General features: G+C 26.8%; 14 protein-coding genes. 4 read left to right on the forward strand and 10 right to left on the reverse strand.

From position 1 onward, the window contains the following. The first annotated feature begins 49 nt into the window (after positions 1–49). A complete protein-coding gene (locus BN3265_RS06490) occupies positions 50–892 on the forward strand; it encodes a sulfide/dihydroorotate dehydrogenase-like FAD/NAD-binding protein (protein ID WP_058990723.1) in 843 nt (280 codons plus the stop codon). Beyond that, entirely contained in the window at positions 879–2,270 is a 1,392-nt protein-coding gene (gene gltA, locus BN3265_RS06495) for an NADPH-dependent glutamate synthase (RefSeq protein ID WP_058990724.1), read from the forward strand. The genes BN3265_RS06490 and gltA overlap by 14 nt, the downstream gene beginning before the upstream one ends. A 222-nt stretch (positions 2,271–2,492) precedes the next feature. On the opposite strand, the gene BN3265_RS06500 is transcribed toward gltA, so the two are convergent. From BN3265_RS06500 to pdxR, 4 genes are all read right to left on the reverse strand, one after another. Then, positions 2,493–4,799, reverse strand: a complete 2,307-nt coding sequence (locus BN3265_RS06500) for a YhgE/Pip domain-containing protein (RefSeq protein WP_058990725.1) — start codon at positions 4,797–4,799, stop codon at positions 2,493–2,495. 9 nt (positions 4,800–4,808) lie between these two features. After that, entirely contained in the window at positions 4,809–6,863 is a 2,055-nt protein-coding gene (locus tag BN3265_RS06505) for an efflux RND transporter permease subunit (protein ID WP_058990726.1), read from the reverse strand. Beyond that, on the reverse strand, positions 6,860–7,453 hold the full coding sequence (locus tag BN3265_RS06510) for a TetR/AcrR family transcriptional regulator (protein ID WP_058990727.1): 594 nt from the start codon (positions 7,451–7,453) through the stop codon (positions 6,860–6,862). Before BN3265_RS06510 ends, BN3265_RS06505 begins: the two co-directional genes overlap by 4 nt. 132 nt (positions 7,454–7,585) lie before the next feature. Continuing rightward, positions 7,586–8,971 carry a MocR-like pyridoxine biosynthesis transcription factor PdxR gene (gene pdxR, locus BN3265_RS06515; RefSeq protein ID WP_058990728.1) on the reverse strand — a complete coding sequence of 462 codons (1,386 nt, stop codon included), beginning with the start codon at positions 8,969–8,971 and terminating at the stop codon, positions 7,586–7,588. An 89-nt stretch (positions 8,972–9,060) separates the two neighbouring features. Between pdxR and pdxS the strand changes: the two genes are divergently transcribed. Beyond that, positions 9,061–9,912, forward strand: a complete 852-nt coding sequence (pdxS, locus tag BN3265_RS06520) for a pyridoxal 5'-phosphate synthase lyase subunit PdxS (protein ID WP_058990729.1) — start codon at positions 9,061–9,063, stop codon at positions 9,910–9,912. Positions 9,913–9,983: 71 nt separating this feature from the next. On the opposite strand, the gene BN3265_RS06525 is transcribed toward pdxS, so the two are convergent. Beyond that, positions 9,984–10,823, reverse strand: coding sequence for an aldo/keto reductase (locus BN3265_RS06525; RefSeq protein WP_058990730.1), 840 nt, complete (start codon positions 10,821–10,823; stop codon positions 9,984–9,986). Positions 10,824–10,873: 50 nt separating this feature from the next. On the opposite strand from BN3265_RS06525, the gene ymfI reads away from it, so the two are divergent. Next, positions 10,874–11,602 (forward strand): elongation factor P 5-aminopentanone reductase, encoded by a 729-nt coding sequence (gene ymfI / locus BN3265_RS06530; protein ID WP_058990731.1) that lies wholly within the window; start codon positions 10,874–10,876, stop codon positions 11,600–11,602. Here the strand turns inward: ymfI and BN3265_RS06535 are convergent. From BN3265_RS06535 to BN3265_RS06555, 5 genes are read right to left on the reverse strand one after another with little or no spacing between them, the layout of a single operon-like run. Beyond that, positions 11,583–14,978, reverse strand: a complete 3,396-nt coding sequence (locus BN3265_RS06535) for a UvrD-helicase domain-containing protein (RefSeq protein WP_058990732.1) — start codon at positions 14,976–14,978, stop codon at positions 11,583–11,585. The two genes, ymfI and BN3265_RS06535, sit on opposite strands and share 20 nt — an antisense overlap. Further along, positions 14,971–18,330 carry a PD-(D/E)XK nuclease family protein gene (locus tag BN3265_RS06540; protein ID WP_058990733.1) on the reverse strand — a complete coding sequence of 1,120 codons (3,360 nt, stop codon included), beginning with the start codon at positions 18,328–18,330 and terminating at the stop codon, positions 14,971–14,973. Before BN3265_RS06540 ends, BN3265_RS06535 begins: the two co-directional genes overlap by 8 nt. Next, positions 18,327–21,389, reverse strand: a complete 3,063-nt coding sequence (locus tag BN3265_RS06545; RefSeq protein ID WP_058990734.1) for an AAA family ATPase — start codon at positions 21,387–21,389, stop codon at positions 18,327–18,329. Before BN3265_RS06545 ends, BN3265_RS06540 begins: the two co-directional genes overlap by 4 nt. Next, entirely contained in the window at positions 21,386–22,480 is a 1,095-nt protein-coding gene (locus tag BN3265_RS06550; RefSeq protein WP_058990735.1) for an exonuclease SbcCD subunit D, read from the reverse strand. The genes BN3265_RS06545 and BN3265_RS06550 overlap by 4 nt, the downstream gene beginning before the upstream one ends. Further along, a complete protein-coding gene (locus BN3265_RS06555; RefSeq protein WP_058990736.1) occupies positions 22,477–23,199 on the reverse strand; it encodes a YaaA family protein in 723 nt (240 codons plus the stop codon). The genes BN3265_RS06550 and BN3265_RS06555 overlap by 4 nt, the downstream gene beginning before the upstream one ends. Between the last annotated feature and the right edge of the window lie 34 nt (positions 23,200–23,233).

The raw sequence follows: 23,233 nt of genomic DNA on the forward strand, positions 1-23,233 counted from the left end.
TTTCCTTGTAATTGTTAAAATATTAATGAAGATATAAATAGGAGGATATATGGCAAGAATAATTGAAAAAACAAATCTTAATGATTCAACCATTAAATTTGTTGTAAATTCGCCAGAAATTGCAAAAAGAGCTAAGCCTGGTCAATTTATAATTTTAAGAATAGATGAAAAAGGTGAAAGAGTTCCTTTTACAATTTCTGAAACTGATGATGAAAATGTAACAATTATTGTTCAAATAGTTGGTGGAACCACTATAAGAATGAATGAATTGAAAGCAGGTGACGGATTTTTGGATTTTGTTGGTCCTTTAGGAAAACCAACCGAACTTGATCAATTCAAAGGAAAAAATGTTTGTGTAATCGGTGGAGGTTTGGGAACAGCTATTGCCTATCCTCAAGCAAAATATTTACATAAAATTGGAGCCCACACAGATGTAATCATGGGCTTTAAAAATAAAGACATAGTAATTCTTGAAGATGAATTAAAAGAATCTTCAGACAATTTATACATTACAACCGACGATGGATCTTATGGCAAACAAGGTTTTGTAACTGAAGTTTTAAAAGAAAATCTTGAAAATGGAAAAAAATATGATCTTGTTTTGGCAATAGGTCCAATGATTATGATGAAAAATACTGCCCTTGTAACAAAAGAATATGACATACCAACTATAGTATCTTTAAACTCAATTATGGTTGATGGAACTGGTATGTGTGGTTGTTGTAGAATTACTGTTGGAGGCGAAATGAAATTTGCCTGTGTTGATGGACCAGATTTTGATGCTTTTGAAGTTGATTTTGATGAAGCCATGAACAGGGGAAGAAATTACCAACAAGAAGAAAGAGAACACATTTGTAGACTAACAGGAGATATGAGAAATGGCAAAATTTAATATGAGTAAAGAAAAGGTAAGTATGCCTGAGCAAGATCCAAATGTTAGAAACAAAAATTTTGACGAGGTAGCTCTTGGTTATGATTTAAAAATGGCCCAAGAGGAAGCTCAAAGATGCGTTCAATGTAAAAATAAACCATGCGTTGATGGTTGCCCAGTTTCTGTAAGGATTCCAGAATTTATTCACCAAGTTGTAGAAGGTGATTTGGAAAAAGCATATGAAATTATTTCATCAACAAATAACCTTCCAGCAATTTGTGGTAGAGTTTGTCCACAAGAAAACCAATGTGAGGGAGTTTGTACAAGAGGAAAAAATGGTGAGCCTGTAGGAATCGGTAGACTTGAAAGATTTGTTGCAGATTATAACATGAATAAGGATTATAAAAAACCAGTTGAAGTTACTGGACAAAATAAAAAAGTTGCCGTTGTTGGTTCTGGTCCTTCTGGACTTTCTTGTGCAGCTGACCTTGCAAAATTAGGATATAAAGTTGTAATGTTCGAAGCTTTCCACACAGCTGGTGGAGTTTTGATGTATGGTATTCCAGAATTTAGGTTACCAAAAACTTTGGTTCAAAAAGAATTGAAAAATGTAATTGGTCTTGGAGTTAAACTTCAAAGAAATACAATTATAGGAAGAACAAAAACAATAAATGAATTGTTTGAAGAAGGATTTGAAGCAGTTTATGTTTCAACTGGAGCAGGTCTTCCAAAATTCTTGGGAATTAAAGGAGAAAATTTAAATGGAGTTTATTCAGCAAATGAATTTTTAACAAGAATGAATTTGATGAAAGCTTATAAATTCCCAGAATATGACACACCGGTTCATATAGGCAAAAAAGTTTGTGTAGTTGGTGGTGGAAACGTGGCAATGGATGCAGCGAGAAGTGCAAAAAGAATGGGCGCTGACGTAACTGTTGTTTATAGAAGAAGTTTCGAAGAAATGCCAGCAAGAGCTGAAGAAAGTCACCACGCAAAAGAAGAAGGAATTAACTTTATGAACCTACATAATCCTGTAGAAATTGAAGGAGAAAATGGTTGGGTTAAAAAAGTTAAACTTGAAATAATGGAATTAGGTGAAGAGGACAAGTCTGGAAGAAGACGTCCTGTTCCTACTGGAAAATATGAAGAAGTTGATTTTGATTCTGTAATAGTTTCAATTGGTCAATCTCCAAATCCACTAATCAAACAAACAAATGATGATATAAATACAGAATCTTGGGGTGGAATTATAATTGATGATTCAACTATGACAAGCAAAGACGGAGTTTTTGCAGGTGGAGATGCAGTAAGTGGAGCTGCAACTGTAATTCTTGCAATGGGAGCTGGTAAAAAAGCTGCTGAAAATATTGACAAATATATAAAAAATAAGGCTAATTAATTTAAATTTAAAAATCCGATTCACAAATTATTTTCTAATATGTGAATCGGATTTTTCTTTTTATTAAAACTTTGTAAAATTAAGACAAGCTTAATTCCTATAGAAATATACAGATATTGATACATAAAAAATGTATCAACCCTTACCCTTTTTTGGCACACATCATATCAGGATTTAGGTTGATACACAAAATTATTTACAAACCCGAAATCGGATTTTTTTCTATTTAATTTTTTCGATTATTCTAGATTTTGTTTCAAAATTATCGCTTGTTCCTGTTATAGAATTATTTTCTTTTGCCAATTTTGACATTTGATCAAGTATGTCTTTAGCTTGTGTAATATCTTTTGATTTATCAGATAATTTATCTATTCCTTTTGTTTTATAATCACTTAGACCTTTTTGGAATTTTTCAAATGATGATTCGTATTGATCACTTCCATTTTTCAATTGTCCAGTTGAATCACTTAATTTGTTTATTCCACCATCTAATTGTTTAATTCCATTTGCCATTGGATTTATTGCTGTTTCGTTTATATTTTGAAGTGATGATAAGGCTTTTGATCTTTCTTGGAATTGTTTTAAACCACTAGAAAGACTTGCTGAACCATTTCTTAGTTCCTCGGAATTTGAATCAAGTTCATTTATAGCACTTGCTAGTTTATTTACGCCTACTTGATTTTGATTAGCTCCAGCTTTTAGTTTTTCTGATCCAGCTTTAATTTTACCTGTAGCATCATCAATCATTACAACTGATTCTTCTAATTTTTTGATATTAGCTTTTGATAGACCTTCGGATATTTTTTTACTTCCTTGGGAAAGTTTTGTTGATGATGTTTGAATTTTTTCTTTTGATTGATTTAATTTTTCGCTTACTTGACCTAGTCCCTTGTTTTCTTCAGAAATTGCATTTGAAAGGCCTGCTGAGCTTTTTGAAATTTCTCCAAGGCCTGCTTTTATAGCAGAGTTTCCTTGATTTTTTGCTCCTAGAGATTGAGCCTCAGACATAAGTCCTTGTTTTATTGCATTTAAATTTTCAATTTCTCCTGACATAGAACCATCTTCATTTTTTGCTTGTAAATTTCCTATGACTTGGTTAATTGAGTTTATTTGTGCATTTAAATTTTCTATATCAGAGTCAAGGCTTGGTAGGTTTTGAGCATTTTGATTTAGATTTTCTATTCCTTGGTTTAAGGCTTTTGATGATTCATCAATTTTTGTAAGTCCCCCACTTAATTGACTTAGGCTATCTGCAAGTGGACTTATTCCTTTTGATAATTCATCTAGTCCATTTGATAATTGTCCCATTGAATCTGTAAGTTTTCCTAAATCATTACTATTTGAATTTTGGGTCAAAGTATTTCTTAGTGAGCTTGTTCCCTTATTTAGTTTTTCAAGTGATGAATCAATTTCACTTGCTCCCTTATTTAAGCTCTCTGCTCCTTGGTTTAATAGAGCCATATTTTTATTTATTTCGCCAACTCCTCTGGTGTATTGGTTTACTCCAGAATAAAGTTTTGATCCACCATTATTCAATTGGTTTACTGCTGAATTTACTGTTTGAATTTTTCCTGGCAAGCTAGAAAATCCGTTTGCTAATTGGTCAAAAGAGCTTACAATTTTGCTTGATCCTTGGGATAATTGTCCTGCTCCTTCATTTAATTTTCCAATTCCATCGTTTAATTTTTTGCTACCTTCTCCTAATTTATTTGCCCCATCCACAAGTTTTGCTGCATTATCTTCAAGCTCATTTATTCCATTTTCTAACTCATCTATTGAACCAAGTTTAGTCTCATCTTGGAAAAATTCATTACTTATTAGAGCATAAACTTCTGTAGGTTCGTAATCTTTTACATCCATTTCCATTTCTATTTTATCTTTAAAAGAATCTATTTTATCATTTTCAACTAAACCTTTAAAATTTTCTTTTAAACCTGGAGTAAGGATTCCTGCAACTATTTGATTTTTTCCATCTTTTACAAGTTTTCCATCGTCTGTTGTAAGATTTTTGACCTTGTCTGAGTCAAAACTTATTTCTGTAAGAGCAAGGTATGGTGAATAAACTTCCTTTTCTTTGCCATTTATTTTTGCATTTGTTTTTATTTTATTCACTGCTTCTATTTCAATTTTTAAATGGCCAGATTTTCCCTTTAATTTATCAAAGGTCATTTCCTTTCCATCCAAAATATATTTCACATTGATATCAACTGGTAAATCTTCTTTAGTTTTTCCTTGGTAGTAGATATCCTTGCTATCTTCATTCCAATTTATATATCCATTTTCAAGATCAACTTTTTTATCAGTTTTTAAATTTTTTACATCCTTTAAACTTGTTTTATCTTTTATTTTAATATTGTTGTCTGAATTTATCCAAATTGACCCAGTTTTATCCTTAATTTTGTCAGCTTCTTTTGTAACATAAATTGTTTCGTTTTTTCTTATATTTGCTTCTTGTGCGTAGGCAACATTAGTCATCAACAAGCTACTTGCAAGAACTAATGAGAATCCTTTCATGAATTTATTTTTCATATTTTCCTCCTAATTTAATCCCTTTGTTGTTTTTCTTATAAACGGAAATGCTATTTTAATTATAGTTGGCAAAAATAGGATTATAGCAAGCATACTGATTATTGCTCCTCTTGCCAAAAACATACAGATTGTTGATACAATTTCCATTTTTGAATATAAACCAACCCCAACAGTTGCTGCCATAAAGGATAAGGCAGATGTAACTATTGATTTTGATGTTTCTTTTACTGTCAATTTTAAAGCTTGATCTACATCATTAACTTCTTTGTATTCTGTAATAAATCTATCCATCATTAAAATTGAATAATCTATGGTTGATCCTAATTGGACAACTCCAATAATTATTGATGTAACAAATGGAATAGTTTGACCAAGATAAAATGGAATTCCCATATTTATTTGGATTGCAAGCTCAATTACAGCAATTAAAACAACAGGAATGGCAAATGACTTAAATACTATAGCTATAATTATAAAAACTATAATAATCGAAGCTATATTTACCATTTTAAAATCTCTATCAGATAAAACTGTTAAATCTTTTGTTAAGACTGCTTCACCCGTTAAATATCCTTTTTTATCATGATTTTTTACAATTTTATTTATTTTATCAACTTGTTTGTTTACCTTATCAGATGCTGTTTGATATTTTGAATTTATCATTATCATTTGATAGCCGTTTTTAGTGAAATTATCTTTTAATTTATCAGGTAAAACTGAATCAGGTATGGTTAAACCCGTCAAAGAATTTGCACTTAAAACACTATTTACTCCTTCAACATCCTTTAATTCATCTACAAGTGAATTCATATTTTGCTTACTCAAATCTTCATCAACTACAACAAAGTGAGTTGATGCCATATTAAAATCTTTTTTCATTTTATTTAAAGCAACTATGGAATCCAAATCTTGTGGCAAGGACCTGTCCAAATTGTAGTATAAATCAGTATTTCTTGCTCCGTAAATTGCAGGAATAAATAAAATCAAAAAGGCGATAAATAATCCATTTTTATGGCTTAGTACAAAATGTGAAGTTTTTTCAAAACTTGGCAAAAATATTCTGTGATTAAATCTGTCAACCAATTTTTCTGCAATCAAAATCATTGGTGGCAAAACAACTATTGTTGACATAAGTCCAAGTAAAACTCCCTTACTCATAACAAGACCAATATCTTTTCCAAGTCCCAAACGCATTAGGATTAATACGATAAATCCTGCAAAAGTTGTAAGTGAAGATGCAAAAATTGATGATATAGTTTTTTGGATTGCTACATCCATTGCATCATTTTTATCTTCATTAGTTTTCTTTTCTTCAACATATCTATGATACAAAAATATTGAATAGTCAGTTGTAACAGCAAGTTGCAAAACTGCAGCTATTGCCTTTGTAATGTATGAAATTTCTCCCAAAAATAAATTTGTACCAAAATTATATAAAATTGCATATCCAATGTTTAAAATAAACAAAAATGGAATAATCGTTGATTCATTTGTAAGAGATAAAACAACCAAGGCCAAAACGACTGCCAAAGCTACATAAATTGGTGTTTCATGATCTATTAAATCTTTTGTATCTTTAACAAGTGAGCTAATACCACTTAAAAATTTCTCTTTGGATTCAATTTTTTTAATATTTTCTATAGCCTTCATAGTTCTAAAAGATGAAGAACTTTCTCCAAATTTTACCATTAACAAGGTGCAATCTTTCGAATAAAAAACATCCCTTATATCATCTGGCAAAAATTCATTTGGAACGCTATCTCCAAGGATTGATGTTTTTGAAATAACATCTTCTACCCCATCAACTTTTAAAATTTCATTTTTAAGTTTATCAGCATCGTAATCATCACCTTTCAAAAGTAGCATGCCCGTGGCAGCATTTTTGAAATCTTTATCAAGAATTTCTTGACCTTGGGTTGATTCTAAGTCAGCTGGCAAGTATGACAAAATATCATAATTTACACCAGTATTTTTATAAGCAAACCAAGAAGGTATTAATAATATTGTCATTATTAATAATACAAGTCTAGGATGATGCGAAATAAACTTTGTTATTTTTTTCATTTATTCTCTCCTATTCTATTAAAAATTTTTCTAATAATAGCAAATAAAACTGGTTTCATTTCATCAATCGTTAAAATTGAATCATCTAAAACAGCACTTTTACAAGTAGACATCATGATTTCAAGAGTAAGAGAAAGAATATACAATTTTTCAGACTCAGTGTGGTTTGTTAAAAATAAATTATCGTACTTATTTAAAATAAATTGCAAGGTAGAATCAGCCTCGCTTAAACCATAATCATTTTCAATTTTTGTATAAAGAGTCCAAGTAATATTTTTACTCAAAAGATCAAGCTCAAATGGATGCGAAATCAAATAATCGATAATGAAATCTACAAAAGAAATATATCTTTCAATAGGATCTTCTTGAACACAGGTTTTTTCAGCACTTAAAATAATATCTGTTGCCAAATTCAAAACCATTTTTTCCTGCAAATCATTTTTATCAGAATAATACAGATAAAAAGTTCCAAGACCAAAGCCAGCTTCAGTCATAATATCCCTAACAGAAGTTTTCTCAGCTCCTTTTTTTTCAAAAATTTTTAAAGCTGCTTGCATGATTTTTTCTTTTTTATTTATTTGATTACCCATTATATCTACTCCCATTTTTAAAATGAACATCGTTCATTAATTGCTACAAATATATAATACAACTTTCTGAACAATGTTCAACTATTTTTTTAAAAAAATTTAAAATAAAAAAAATCTCCACGAAGAGAGATTTTAATTTATTTTTGAATTTTTTATTGCATCTTTTATAATATCAAAACCTGAATCTATTTCATCCAAACCTAGATTTGCATAGCCCATAATAAAATAGTTTTCTTTTTCAAACTTGTTATAGGTAAACTTATTTAGATTTACTAATCTTACAGAATTTTCATTTAAAATTTTCGTAAATTTCTTTATATCTATCGAATCATCAACTTTTAATAATAAATTTAGGGAATTTGATTTTGAAAGAAAAGAAATCTCATCAATTCCACTTATTTTTTTAAAAATAAAATCAAATTTTTTATAATAAATATTTTTCATCCTGTTAATGTGCTTTTCAAATTCTCCGCTTTCAATAAAAGAAGCTAGGGCTTTTTGCAAAAAATTTGAAACTGTATTTGAAAGATCTTTAAAATTATTTTCATATTTTTTTAGCAAATCATCTGGCAAAATCATATAAGAAATTTTCATTGATGGCGCTATTAATTTTGAAAAAGATCCGAAATAAATAACATCAGAATTTTTATCCATAGCCTTCAAGCTTTCTGTTGGATATCCCTTAAATTTAAATTCGCTGTCATAATCATCTTCGATAATGTATCTATCTTTTGAAAGAGATGCCCAATTTAAAATTTCTATTCTTCTTTGAATCGACATAACTGTACCCGTTGGAAATTGATTAAAAGGGGTCACAAATAAACACAAGGCATTTAAGTCTGATAACTTGTCAATTTTTACCCCCTCATCATCAAGGTCAAGAGGAATTGGATTTTTCAGATCATAAGTATAAAATTTATTTCCAAAAGCATAGCCTGGATTTTCAAAAGCAAAAAGTGTTTGGTCTGTGAGAAGTGTTTTTATAATAGAAAATAAATGCTCAGTTGATGATGAAATAATTATATTTCTAGCATTAGTTTCTATATTTCTTGAATTTTTTAAATATCTTTTTATAGCCTCTCTTAAAGGCGGATAACCCTTATAAGATCCCTTATCTAAAATTTTTAAATCTTTTTTATCTATGGCTTCTTTCATATATTTTTGCATAATTTTATATGGGAAATTTTCATAATCAACACCACTGATTGAAAAATCATATTTTATTTTTTCATCTTCAATTTTATTTTTATTTAATTCTTTTTTATCCAAAATAATTAAATCATCAATTTTTCTACAATAAAAACCACTCTTATCTTTTGCATAAATGTAGCCTTCTTCTTCAAGCTTATAGTAAACTTTTTTAACTGTATTTATAGATACATTAATATCTTTTGATAAATTTCTTATGGAAGGAAGTTTTTCACCTTCTTTAATTTCCCCATTTATTATTTTGTTTTTTATTATCTGATAAATTTTTTCGTAAAGATATTTTTTATTTCTTGGTAAATTTAAATACATCTGTATCCCTCATTTTTTATTTTTTTGTTACTTTTATTAGTTACAGTTTATCATATAATAGAATTAAGATAAATATTAAGGAGATAAAAATGACTGAAAAAAATATAAATGCTAAATTTGAAAAAAAGGTTATCATGGATGTTATGAACGTTGAGCAAGCAAAAATTGCAGAAGCTTCTGGAGCAAGTGCTGTTATGGCTCTTGAAAGAGTTCCTGCAGATATTAGAGCTGCTGGTGGCGTTTCTAGAATGAGCGATCCAAAAATGATTGAAGAGATAATGAATGCCGTAAAAATTCCTGTAATGGCTAAAGTTAGAATTGGACATTTTGTTGAAGCACAAATTCTTGAAGCCTTAGGCGTTGATTATATAGATGAATCTGAAGTTTTAACTGTGGCTGACGATTACAATCACATTGATAAAAAGAAATTTAAAACTCCATTTGTTTGTGGAGCAAGAAATATTTCTGAAGCTTTGAGAAGAATTTCTGAAGGAGCTTCAATGATTAGAACAAAGGGGGAAGCAGGAACTGGAAATGTTGTTCAAGCTGTAAGACACATGAGAGAAATAAACAGAGAAATTCAAAGAATTTCTGTTTTAACTGATGATGAAATTTTCACATATGCAAAAGATTTGGCAGTTGATGTAAATCTTTTAAAATATGTAAGAGATAATAAAAAACTTCCTGTTGCAAATCTTTCTGCTGGTGGAGTTGCAACTCCTGCTGATGCTGCTTTGATGATGCAACTTGGAGCTTATGGTGTATTTGTAGGAAGTGGAATCTTTAAATCTGGAAATCCAGAAAAAAGAGCAAAAGCTATAGTAAAAGCTGTAGAAAATTTTGATAAACCTGAAATTATTTTAGAAGTTTCAAAAGATCTTGGCGAAGCTATGGTTGGAATAAATGAAGACGAAATAAAAGAAATTTTTGAAAATAGATAAGAAAAATCAAACAATATGCCCCATATAAAAAAATTCTGCAAATTAATTTGCAGAATTTTTTTTAATATTTTTTACATTTTTTCAAGTAAATCTTTTAACCATTTTTCATCTTCTGGGTCTGATGAATATCTTTTTTTAAGGTCAATTGATTTTATTGCTTTCATATCTTCATCGTCAAATGAAAAATCAAATATTTCTATATTTTCTTTTATTCTTTTTGGGTTTGTTGATTTTGGAATTGGCATTGATCCCCTTTCAATATGCCAACGCAAAACTATTTGGGCTGGAGTTTTATTATATTTATTTGAAAGTTTTTTAATTACATGCTCTTCCAATAATTCACTTCTTCCCCTAGCAATTGGTGACCAAGCTTGGTGGATTATATTATTTTCTTTTAAAAATCTTACTGTTTCGTCATTTTGAAAATGTGGACTAGATTCTAATTGATCGATTGCTGGTTTTTCTCCAATTTCTAAAAGTTTTTTTAATTGAGCAAGTTCAAAATTTGAAACTCCTATTGTTTTTACAATTCCTTGTCTTTTATAATCTTCAAAAACCTTCCAAGATTTATCAAAATCTTTTCCAAACCAATGAAGTAAAACCACATCCAAATAATCTGTTTGTAATTTTTCTAAAGACTGGTCCAATGATTTTTTTGTTTTATCAGATCCAAAATCACTTGGCCAAACTTTTGTGGCTATTTGGTATTCACTTCTTTTTTTATTAGAATTTTTAAGCTCAGCTCCTATTATTTCTTCGTTATTATAAATTTTTGCTGTATCTATATATTCATAAGAATTTTCAAAAAATGCCTCGATTGCATTTGCCATGTCATCTCTGTCGGTAATTTTATAAGTACCAAAACCCAAGGCTGGTATTTTATTTCCGTCGTTTAATTTGTAATATTTCATATTCTCCTCCTTTTTAAATCTTACCCTTAAATTTATGATATAATCATCATATGAAAACTGTATTAATAACGGGCGCATCAAGAGGAATTGGTGCTGCTATTGCAAAAAAATTAAATAATTCCTACAATCTGATTTTAACTTATAAGGAAAATAAGTATAAGGCTTTAAATTTATTAAACGAATTAAGACTTACAAATCCTAATGTCATTGCTGTAAAATGTGATGTAAAAAATGAAAAAGATGTTAATAATTTATTTGAAATTTCTGAAAAAAATTTTTCTCATGTAGATATTTTAATAAATAATGCTGGGATTTCCTATTTTGGTCTTTTACAAGATATGGATTTTTCTTCTTGGAATAATCTTTTAGATACAAATTTATCTTCAATTTTTCTAACTTCAAAAAGAGCAATTCCAAATATGCTTAGTCAAAAATCTGGAGTTATTATAAATATTTCATCAATTTGGGGAAATTTGGGAGCAAGTTTTGAAGTTGCTTATTCTGCAAGTAAGGGCGGAGTTAATTCTTTTACAAAAGCTCTTTCTAAAGAACTTTTGCCTTCAAATATCAGGATAAATGCCATTTCTCCAGGAATTGTCGATACTGATATGACTAAATTTGATTTGTCTGAAGAAGATAAAAAATCTTTGAAGGAAGATTTAATAGAAAAAAGATTTGCAAAATCCGAAGAAATTGCAAATCTTGTTGAATTTTTAATATCTGATAAGGGATCATATATAACAGGATCCATTTTTGATATTAATGGTGGATTTTATTAACTTGTTCAAATTCTTTGAAATTGTACCAATAAATATAAGATAAAATAACTTTTTTACCCAAGGCTTCTTCTATGGAGTCCTTGTAAATTTCTAGTTGCTTATCATAAAAGCCTTCCCTTTTCATTGAATCCGTTTTAAAATCTATCAGAACAATCTCATCTTCATATTCAAACATTATATCAATTTGTCCATTTACATAAAAATTATCAATTTTTCTAAGGAAGGATTCTTCTTTACGAATTTTTGGTGATTTTTTTATTAGATTTTGAATTATATCTGAATTAAAAAATCCCAAAATATTTTCATAATTAATATATGAAAGATATTCCTTTTTTATTTTCCCCAAGTCAATTAATTTATTTATTTCTTTTTCTAGTGAATTCAAATCGTAAGTTTTTACTTCTAATTCTTGGAAAATTTTGTGGATTAAACTTCCCCTATCTGTTGGGGATAATTTTATTTCTTCAAAATTTGGCCTTCTAAAATCATAGGAAATTTCTTTTTGATCAAAGGAAGATTTCTCGTAGCCTTCATTTGATAAATCGTAATTTTTGGCAATTTCTGTTACAGATTTTTTCAAAGATTTGTTGATATTTTCCTTATTTTTATAGGAATAATTAAAAACTTCCTCTAAGTTTCTATAAATTTTCTCATTGTAGGTGTCTGAATTTATTATTTTATTTATATCAGTTAAATCCTCTTCTAGATTTTCTTCAAATTCTTCTACATATTCAATGTTTAAAAATCCTTTTTTAAAGGCATCTGTTTTATAATCTATATCAATAAAATCAGTCATGATTTTATCATTGCATAATATTTTTAAAATCCAATCCATGTATGATGATAAATCCAAAAGAGAATTTGCATTTAAAATATTTTCAAGACCCTTTTCATTTAAATCTTTTTTTCCAATTATAGAAATTTTTCTTTCAGCTCGGGTTAGGGCAACGTATAAAACTCTCATTTCTTCTTTTTTATCATTTAAGTTTGATTTTTCTAAAATTAAATCTCTTTTTATTGAAGAAATTTTTATTTTATTTTCCCAATCGGCAATATTAATCCCAATTCCCAAGTCCTTATCCAAAACCATATCTTTTGAATTATCACGAGTGTTAAATCTTTTTGAAAAATCTGGCAAAATCACAGCTTTAAATTCAAGACCCTTGGATTTATGAATGGTCATAATCCTAACTAAATTTTCTTCATCAGATAGATTTCTTGAAGCTTTCAGATTATCTTTTTTTTGATTTTTCAAATTATCGATGTAGGTTAAAAATCCAAATAGATAATTTTCATTATTTTTATCATAATCATCCATCAAATCAATGAAGGCCTCAATGTTTTTTATCCTTTCACCTCCCCTGTCCCTTGCCTTTAAAAAGTCATAGAGTCCAGAATTTTCAAAAATAAAATTTGCAAAATCATACATATTTGAAAAATTTAAAATATAAGAAAAATCTGTAAAAATTGTATTAAAATCTGAAATTTTTTGGGATAGATCATCTTCATTTTCTTCTTCGTAGGCCTTAAATTTTTGGTAAAAATAAGATTTATTTGATGAAAGACTTATTTCTGCCAAATCATCTTCAGAAAAATTAAAAATTTCACTTCTTAAAACTGAAAGTAGGCTTATATCATCGTTTGGATTTGCTATATATTTTAAAATATTTATAAAAAATTCTACCTCTACAGTTTCAAATGAAACTTTTGAAATATCAGATGAAAATGGAATTCCAGCTTTTTTTAGTTCATTTTCGTATAAGTATGCTTTTGACGATGCCCTAAGTAGGATTGCTATGTCCTTGTATTCAAGTCCAGTCTTTATTAGATTATTAATCTCTTTTACCAAGTAAGCTTCTTCATTTAAATTTTTGGAAAGAGCCTTTATTGAAACTTTTGGATATTTTTCATCAAATTCAAAATGATAATTTAATCTGTGCCCATCATCTTTGTAGGCAATATCAGAATTTTCCCTAGTCATAAGCCTTTCAAAAATATAATTATTAAAATCAATCAAGTCCTTGTCAGTTCTAAAATTTTTGGACAAATTAATTCTCAAAGAATTTTCATCATCTTCATATGATTCTAATTTTTCCAAAAATAATTCTGGCCTTGCATTTCTAAAACCATAAATTGATTGTTTTACATCACCTACAAAAAATAGATTGTTCTCATTTTTTAATTTTTCTACAATATAATTTTGAATATCGTTTGAATCTTGGTATTCATCAAAGAAAATATATTTAAATTGTTTTTTCAATTTTTGATTTAATTCTTCATTTTCCAACAAATTTATAAATTCATGTTCCATATCAGAAAAATCCAAATAATTTTCTTCTCTTTTTTTCTTTTTATAAATATCTTCAAAGGAAAAAACCAAATATTTTAATTCTTTTAAAATTTTCTCTTCCAAAGGATCAAAAAATCCCCTAGTTATAGAATCTGTATTTCTTATCAAATCCTTTATCAAATTAAATTCATCTTTGTAGGCATTTTTTTTGGCTTTTACATATAAATTTTCGTTTGGATCATCTAGTTTTTTTGAAATTGTGACCATTCTTGAAAGACTTTTTCCAAAAATTTCTATAATATCATCCCAAGGCTTTTCTTCTATTGAATATTTTATATTTTGAAAAAAATTTATGTCACTTTCAATCATTTCTACATATTTATCTCGCATAGACCTTTCTTTTATAAAAATTTCCAAATCCTTTGCACTTATTATAATATTTTCTACTCTCTTTTTTATATAAGCCTTAAATTTTTCAAAATCAAAATTTGAACTTGTTTTATCTTCCAGCCAGGCGTGAGGATTTATTTGGCTTTTTGAAAAATCATATAGGTCTAAAATTATTTTTTTTGCATCATCATCTGACCTATTTGAGCCAAAATTGTGCAAGAAATTTATAAATTCTCCGTCGTTTTTTTCGTATTCACTTTCAAAAAGCTCATCAATAGCATCTTTTCTCAACAAAACTTGTTTGGAATCAGCTGCTATTTTAAAAGATGGTGAAAGATTATCAGATAAGTAAAAATTTTCCCTCAACATATCTGCACAAAAAGAGTGAAGTGTTTTTATAAAAGCATCATTGATAGATTTAATTTGGTTTTTTATAAAAATTTTGTCAGACTTTTCTTCTTTGAGTAAATCATTTAATTTTTCCCTTATCCTATCTTTCATTTCAACTGAAGCCTTGTTTGTGAAAGTTACAATAATCATATTTTTTATAGGAATTTTTTCTTCAATCATCAAAGAAATTACCCTATCAACCAAAACCTTAGTTTTTCCACTTCCTGCAGCAGCAGACACAATTATATTTTTGCCCTTAGTTTCTATGGCTTTTTTTTGATCATCAGTTGGCTTAAATTTACTCATCTGATAGCTCCTTTTTTATATCATTAATTGAAATTTTATTATCCACATCCTTAAACTTATCTTGATCTTTTGAATAATCAAATTTACAAATTGACCTGTAAGGGCAATAGGTACATTCGTAGGTGTTTTGGTTTATTCTAAGAGGATTTAATTTTATATTTCCATTTTTAATTTCTACAATATATTTTGAAATTAATTTTTTAATAAATTTTTCCAAAATTTCTTCTTCCTCAAGAGAAAAAATATTGGCATTTCCCCTAGAAATTTTAAAAATATCTGATTTTTTTCCATCAAAATCCTTGTCCAAAAGTTTTAAAACTTCCTCATTTATTTTTACAATAAGGCCATTCATTTTTGTTTTATCATCATAGATTTTTTTTATTGCATCCTTATCATAAGCCTTATCAAGTTTTTTAACCTCATCTTTTAAAGGAAGATAAAAACTTGCAATTGGTGATAAATTTTCAGATTTTTTTTCTTTTATTGATAGCATATAGACAAATAATTGAAGCTCAAAACCATTTAAAACATTGGCAATTCTAATTTCTTTTGCTCCAGTTTTATAATCAATAATTCTTATATAATTTTTAAACCTATCAATCCTATCAATTCTTCCTTCAAGATAATTTTTCTCATCAACATAAACTTGGGGATATTTTTCGCCCTTTCCATATTTCTCCTCAACACCATCAATTTGAAACTTGCCGTTTTTTATTTGGTCAATGATTTTTTTGGAAGATTTTTGGGTTGATTCATAAATATTTGAAAGAATAAATTTATTTTTCTTATCACTTGCCCTATCCCTATCAAGAGAATTTTCAATAGCTTTTTCAAAACTTTCATTTACAATTTTTTCCAAATCTTTTTCATCTAATTTTTCAAGATCTATTCCTTGCAATTTTTTAGAAATATCTTCCATATTATAGTGGACAATATTTCCAATTTCTAAATTATCAACGTCCAAATTTTTATTTTCTTTTGCCTTAAGTCCATAATTTATAAAATATTTGTAAGGACATTTTGCATAAGTTTCAATTTCTGAAACCGAAAATTTATTTTTTGCGTAAAGTTTTTTTGAAATATCTTCTCTTAAAGGAAATTTTTCATTAGAATAGGTAAGGCCTTTTAAAAATAAATCATAGGAAGAATTTTTTGAATAATTAAAATTATCATCATGGTCTTTTTTGTATTTTAAATAAGATTTTACAAATTCTTTTTCCTCTTTTTTTGTGTTTTCCTTATTTTTTATATTCCACAAAATTTGGCTTGCTTTTAAATCCAAAAGATCTGATGAATATTTTATATTAGAAAATTTATTTTGAGTAATTTTCTTATAAGTTATATTTGGAAAAATATTTATAATATCAGAAATACTTGTCGCCAAATTCATTGGATCATTGGCCTTATTTATAAGAGAATATGAGAAAAATATTCTCTCTGATGAAGTAAACATCCTAAGTAAATTCAAAAGAATTTTATCGTCCTTTTTTTCCTTATAAATTTTAAGGTCGTAGCCCTCTTTTTCCAAATCAGTTTTTTCATTTTCTGAAATTAAGATATCGCTATTATTATTTCCCGGAAAATAAATATCAGTCATTCCCACAAAAATTTTAATCTTTCTATCATTTATCCTATCTCTTGAAAAATCTCCAATCAAAACTTGGTCAATTGCTGGAGGAATAATCCCAATTGATGAAGCTTCACATGACTTTTCTAATAATTTATAAATTTTATCAAGGCTTGTATAAGAATTTCCCATAATTCCTGCAATTTGTTCCAAATTCGTCAAAAATTTATCCCAAACTTGGCTGTTTTCTTCAAAAATATCAAGTTTATTTTCCTTAATATTTTCTTGAAAATGATTAAAACCAGATTTAATTATATCTGTATCAAGAATTTTAAAAATTTCTTTAACAAAATCAAGAGCCTTCAATTTTTCATTTCTAACTTCATACAAATCTTTGACCAAGGAGATTATAATTTTTCTAATTGAATTTACTTTTTCAAGTTCTTCTTTTTTCTCATTTTTCAATTTCTCATCATTTTGATAAAATTTTTCATCCAAGGAAAAATATTTATCATCAAAAATCATAGAACCTTTGATTTTTCTTGTATTTATATAATTTTGAAAGGCCAAAACTCTTTCAAAAGAATTTTCGCCAAAATCAAGAACATTTGACCTTACAAAAGATTCAAGATCAGTTTTTCTAAAATTAAAAACAACAAGCCTAATCAATGAAAGCCAAGTTTTTACTATGTGATTATCAGATAATTTTTTTGACTTATCAATAAAAATTGGAATTTCAGCCCTTGTAAAAATTCTTTTTATAAGATTTTCATATTCATCGGCATTTGACATTACAAGAGAAATTTCTGAAAAAGAATGGCCACTTCTTATAAGTTTTTCGATTATTAAGGCTGCATTTTCTATTTCATTTTGAGATGAAATAGATTCAATTATATTTATATTTGAAGTTTTTTCCTTATAAATTTTTGGATTATATTTTTCAAAATTTTCATAAAGGTGTTTAATATCAGAAAACTTATTATTTTTTTCAAGATTTATGATTTTAATTTGGTCAATTTCTTTTAAACTTTCAACAAATCTAATACTTTGCTTAAAAATATCCATATCTTTTGCCATATTATTTTCATAATATTTATAGTCCATTGAAATTGAAATTGTAATTTTCGCCCCGATTTTAATTAACTCTTTAATAAAATCTAGTCTTAAATCTGACAAAAGATCGAATTTATCAAAATAAAAATTTACTCCCTTAAAAAAATCACAATATTTTAAATTATTTTTTATAATTTCAAGCTCATCTTCTTTGTCTATATAAGAATTTTCAAGCTTTTTTATATAAGCATCATAAATTAATTTTATTTCCTCAAATTTTAACCTAGTCATAGGATCTAAGTTTTCATTTTTATTGATTGAATCAAAAAAATCATCATCAAAATAATATTCTTTTATATTTGTAATAAAATCAGAAAGATTATTTACAAAATCTATATCAAAAGATTTGTTTGAAAAAAGTTTTAAATTTTCATTTATTTCATCAAGAACGCTTGTTAGTAAGATTGCTTTTGAAACTTGATTTAAATTTTCTTTCTTTTTTAGGCTTAACCTTTGAGAAATATAAGAAATTAAAGATGAAAAAGATAAAACTTTAGCATCCATAACTGACTTATATTTTATAGAATCTATAAAATCCATATCACTTTCTAGGGTGTATTGCTCTGGAACTATAAGATATGATTTTTCTTTATTTTCTAATTTTTTTTCTATATCTTTGTAAATATATGATGAATTTTCCTCGGGAAATTTACTCATTATAATTTTTATCATACAACCACCTTCAAACTTGATCCTTGTGTTTTTGAATATGAAACTTCAATTTTTGCATCAATTGCATCTTTTAATTCTTTTACGTGAGAAATTAATCCTATAAATTTATTATCGTAGGATAATTTTTCAATTGTTCTTATAGCTTTTTCCAAATAATCATCAGACAAGGTCCCAAAACCTTCATCAATAAAAAGTGTATCAATTTTTATTCCACCATTTTCCCCACTTATTTCATCAGAAAGTCCAAGAGCCAAAGCAAGTGATGCAATAAAACTCTCCCCACCAGAAAGGGAAGCCTCACTTCTAATTTTTCCCGTATTTGCATCCAAAATTTCTATATCAAGACCATAATTTTTTCTCTTATCGCTTGTTTGGGTTTTTCTAATCATTGTAAATTGACCATCAGTCATCTCTCTAAGCCTTATATTTGCAAATTTTAATATTTTTTTAAAATAATAAGAAAGAACAAAAGTTTCAAAATTTAATTTTTCCCTACCAGAAACCTTAGACATGGATCCGTCTGCAATTTTTGAAAGTTTATAAAGAATTGCATCTTCATTTTTTGATTTGCTAAGCTCTTTTTGAATTGAGATTATTTGGTCTTTACTTTCAAGTATCCTTGTTTTTTTAAGTTTTAAAGAAAATAGAAAATCATTAATTTTTTCCAAATCTATTTTTATTTTTTCTATTTTTTCTTTTATATTTTCTGTCTGGTATTCTTCTTTGCCCTTGTATTTTTCAAGGCTTGATAACCTTATTGATAGGTTATTTAAATTTTCAAAATAATCTTCTATCTGGTCTTTTTTATCTAATAATTTTTTTGAAATTTCCAAATACTTTAAAAATTCATCAAAATTCTTAAAATTTTCACTTATTTTTTCATCTAAAATCTTTTGATTTTTTGAAATTTTATCCTTAGTATCTTTAATATAAGACCTATAACTTTCAATCAAAGAATTTAAAGAGGATTTTTCTTTTTCCAGATTTTTTATATTATCATCAAGATTTTTTATTCTTTCTTCTTCTTTTTTTACAAAGTCTCTATCATTTTTTATGGAAATTTCTATATCTTTTTTATTAAATTTATCGAGTTCTTCTTTTTTAATCTTATATTTATTTTCTAAATTTTCTATATCTTCCAAATTTTCAAGTTTTTCTAACTTATTTTTTAAATTTTCTATGGATTTTTCAAAAGCAAAAGATTTTTTTTCATAATCATCTTTACTTCTTTTTTCATTTTCAAATTCATCGTAAAGATCTTCATATGAAATTTTAAGATTTTCTAATTTATTTTTATATTCATCAAGATTTTTCTTAATTTCTTCTGATTTTTCCAAATTTTCATCTATAGACTTTTCCAAATCTGATATTTTTTCCATTAAAAAATCAATTTTAATTTTAAGATTTAAATAATCTTCCTTTGCCATGTCACCATCAATTTGGGAAGAATCCAAGTATTCAATTTCCCCTTCAAAAATCCTTCCACAAACAGGACAAATTCCATTTTCATTTAAATCTTTCCTAAAATCATTTATTAAAAGAGCTTTTTTGTTCGACTCAGCCTTTTCCAATAAATTTTTGCCTATTTCAAAATCTTTATTTGACTCTTCTAATTCTATTTTTAACTTTGATAAATCTTTAATTTTTTTATCATTTAAGAGAGATTTTTCATAAATATTTTCATATTCAAAAACTTTTTGGCTTATTATGTGCTTATCTTCATTTATTTTTTCAAGCTTTGCTGAATAATTCAATAAATCATTAGATTTTTCTCTTATTTTTTTATCTATCATATCTTTTTTATTTTTAAAATCTTCTATTTGATTTTTGTAAGTTTTTCCATCCTGAAAATCTTTTTTATTTTTGTCCAAATCTTTTTTTAAATTTTCAAGATTAATAAATTTATCCAAGATTGATTGATTTTTTATTATATTTTCTCTTTTTTCACTAATAGTTTTTTGGATTTCTTCTCTATCACCAAGATTTTTTAAATTTTCTTCTAAATCATTTTCTGTTTTTGCTAATTTTTCTTTTTGATCAGATAATTTATTTTCGAATTCTTTTTGACTATTTTTTAAATCAAGAAGACTTTGGTAATATGGCTTAATTTGAATTGATTTTTCTGCAAAAAATAAGTTTTTTTTCAAATTTTTAAAGTATGCTTCATCTTCTAAAAGCTCAAGTCTTTTTTCATTTAAATATTTATAATTTTTGATTTCTTCATTTTCTTTTTGATAAAAATTAAGCCTAGAATTTTCTTCTTCCAAGTTTTTTTCTAAGGATAATTTCTCTTTATTTTCTTTATCAATATTTTTTTCAAGCTCATCATTTATTTTTTCTATTATTTTAAAAATTTCATCAAAATTTTTAAGCTCTATTAATTGAGAGTCTATATTTTCACTTAAAAGATTATTTTTAGTGATTTCGCTTTCAAGACTTTTTGAAATTTTTTCCAAATTTTTCTTTGAATCCTTGCTTGCTTCTTTTAATTTTTCTTCAATATTCTTATAGATAAAAGATGAAAAAATCTTTGATAATAATTCTGCCTTTTTATCAGATGAAGATTTTAAGAATTTAGAAAACTCACCTTGGGCAAGAATCATAACCCTATTTAGTTGGTTAAAATCAAGACCTATAATATTTATAATTTCTTTTTCACATTCATTAACCTTATCCGAAATTAAAATTTCCCTGTCATTTTCTATCTTATAAAGTTCAACACTGTGACTTACATTAACATTTGCCCTGGTTTTTTTTGCTTTTTGACTCGGAATTCTTTTAATCCTGTAATTTTTTCCATCAATTTCAAAAGAAAAATCAACATAGCTTATTGGATCTTCTCCACTTAAAAAATCACTCCTCAAATCATTTAAATCAAATCCTTGCCTTTGAATTTTTCCAAAAAGTGCAAAACTTATGGCATCAAAAATTGAAGTTTTGCCACTTCCTGTATCTCCAGAAATTATAAAAATTTTTGAATCATAAAGTTTTGTAAAATCTATAAAAGTTTTATTTTTGTAGGTCATAAAACCATACATTTCAAGTTTTACAGGCTTCATTCTATCACCTTTTTAAATACTTCTTTTTCATTTTTTCCCATTTTTTCATCCATCTTAAACTTATAAAATTCTTCAAAAATTTCCATTACAGATAAATTTTCAAGGTCAATGTCCAAATCTTCTTCATTTTCTATATCAATTGAATTTTCATAGCTAATTGAAACTGCATGAGGAAATTTGGTTTTTAATTTTGCCATGGGAGAATCTATTGGATTTTCATCCTTTAAAATAAATTCAAGATAAGAATTTGAATTTTCCATTTTTATTATATTTTCAAAATAATCACATATTCTTTCAAAATCATTTAAAAGTTTAATTTCTATTTCTTTTATCTTTAAATCCTCTTTTAAATCAACAATAGTCACAGATTTTTTTTGATTAATTTCTGAAAATGAATACTTCATAAATGTCCCACAATACCTGATTTTTTCATCAAGAACAAAGTGTTTTCTGTGAAGATGTCCCAAGGCAACATAGTCAAAATTTTTAAATAAATGGGCGTCCATAACATCATTTCCACCAATTGTAAGAGGCTTCTCCCCTTCAATTTTTTCATCTTCAAAAGGCTTTTCATTCGCATAACAATGAGTAATCAAAACATTTCTGTCTTTGTAATCTATGTTTTTTAGTAAAACTTTATAAAGGTCAGTGAAATTTTCTATACTTTGATCTATTTCATTTTTTGCCCTTGCAAGAGAAATATATGGAATTGGATAAAAATTAACTTTTCCATATTCATCTTCAAAAGTTAGTTTTTCATCAAAGTTATTTCCATAAATAAAATAAGAATTTTTTTCAAAAAAGCTTTTTGAAATTTCAAGTCTTTTCCCTGAATCATGGTTTCCAGAAATTGCAATAATTTTTTTCTTCAAATTAAAAATAATTTCATCAACAAAATCAGAATAAACCTTCATGGCTTCATTATTTGGGATTGATGTATCAAAAATATCTCCTGCAATCAAAACAATATCAATTTTTTCTTTTTTAATAATTTCTAAAATTTGGTCAAGACAATATTTTTGATCTTCAAGTAAGGAATATGATCCGATTGATTTTCCTATGTGAAGATCTGATAAGTGTAGTAATTTCATTTGTTTTCCCTTATATATACAAATTCATCGTCAGTTGAATTATATGGATCATAAATATAATCGCAAAGCCTTATCTTTTTTATTTTTTCTATATCAGTAATTTTATTATTAATCAAATATTTTAGCATTCTTCCACGCATTTGCTTGGTGTAGGATACAATCGAACGAATTTTCCCATCCCTATTTTCTTTAAAAGTCAAAGTCAAAATTTTTTGGTCTTTTTTAAGGTATTTTTTCAAAAGTTTTGCATATTCAGCACTTGCCAAATTTATAATAAAATTTTCATTTTCAAAGGCTTTTTTATAAATTTTATCAGCCCAAAATCCATCCATATCGACTCCTTTTGAATCCATATAAAGTCTATAATCAGAAATCCCTGTAAAAGGCTTACACAAACCATATAAGGCAGAAATAATATAAACATGGTCATTCAAATAAGATAAATCATTGAAATCTTCTTTTTTAAATTGCTTAAAAACAAGGCCATCATAGGAAAAAATTGCAGGATTTTTTAAATTATTAAAATTAAATTCCTTGTAATCATAATAGGCTTTTATAGCAAGATCATCATTACAAGAAAACATATTTGCCAAATCATTTATAGAATAATTTTTAAGTTTTTCAACCAATTCTTTTGTTTCATCTTCAAACAAAAGTCCTTCTGTTTTTTCATTATCAAAATGTTTAAACCTTTTTGCAGGTGAAATTATTATTTTCATATCAAACCTTTCTGTTTTTCATTCTTAATTAATT

It is taken from the genome of Anaerococcus rubeinfantis (genome assembly GCF_001487145.1).
In the GTDB taxonomy this organism is placed as follows: domain Bacteria; phylum Bacillota; class Clostridia; order Tissierellales; family Peptoniphilaceae; genus Anaerococcus; species Anaerococcus rubeinfantis.

Bases quoted from the DNA above. Each gene is read 5' to 3' on its own strand.
- BN3265_RS06490 (WP_058990723.1), top strand. From the start codon at position 50: ATGGCAAGAATAATTGAAAAAACAAATCTTAATGATTCAACCATTAAA.
- gltA (WP_058990724.1), top strand. From the start codon at position 879: ATGGCAAAATTTAATATGAGTAAAGAAAAGGTAAGTATGCCTGAGCAA.
- BN3265_RS06500 (WP_058990725.1), bottom strand. From the start codon at position 4,799: ATGAAAAATAAATTCATGAAAGGATTCTCATTAGTTCTTGCAAGTAGC.
- BN3265_RS06505 (WP_058990726.1), bottom strand. From the start codon at position 6,863: ATGAAAAAAATAACAAAGTTTATTTCGCATCATCCTAGACTTGTATTA.
- BN3265_RS06510 (WP_058990727.1), bottom strand. From the start codon at position 7,453: ATGGGTAATCAAATAAATAAAAAAGAAAAAATCATGCAAGCAGCTTTA.
- pdxR (WP_058990728.1), bottom strand. From the start codon at position 8,971: ATGTATTTAAATTTACCAAGAAATAAAAAATATCTTTACGAAAAAATT.
- pdxS (WP_058990729.1), top strand. From the start codon at position 9,061: ATGACTGAAAAAAATATAAATGCTAAATTTGAAAAAAAGGTTATCATG.
- BN3265_RS06525 (WP_058990730.1), bottom strand. From the start codon at position 10,823: ATGAAATATTACAAATTAAACGACGGAAATAAAATACCAGCCTTGGGT.
- ymfI (WP_058990731.1), top strand. From the start codon at position 10,874: ATGAAAACTGTATTAATAACGGGCGCATCAAGAGGAATTGGTGCTGCT.
- BN3265_RS06535 (WP_058990732.1), bottom strand. From the start codon at position 14,978: ATGAGTAAATTTAAGCCAACTGATGATCAAAAAAAAGCCATAGAAACT.
- BN3265_RS06540 (WP_058990733.1), bottom strand. From the start codon at position 18,330: ATGATAAAAATTATAATGAGTAAATTTCCCGAGGAAAATTCATCATAT.
- BN3265_RS06545 (WP_058990734.1), bottom strand. From the start codon at position 21,389: ATGAAGCCTGTAAAACTTGAAATGTATGGTTTTATGACCTACAAAAAT.
- BN3265_RS06550 (WP_058990735.1), bottom strand. From the start codon at position 22,480: ATGAAATTACTACACTTATCAGATCTTCACATAGGAAAATCAATCGGA.
- BN3265_RS06555 (WP_058990736.1), bottom strand. From the start codon at position 23,199: ATGAAAATAATAATTTCACCTGCAAAAAGGTTTAAACATTTTGATAAT.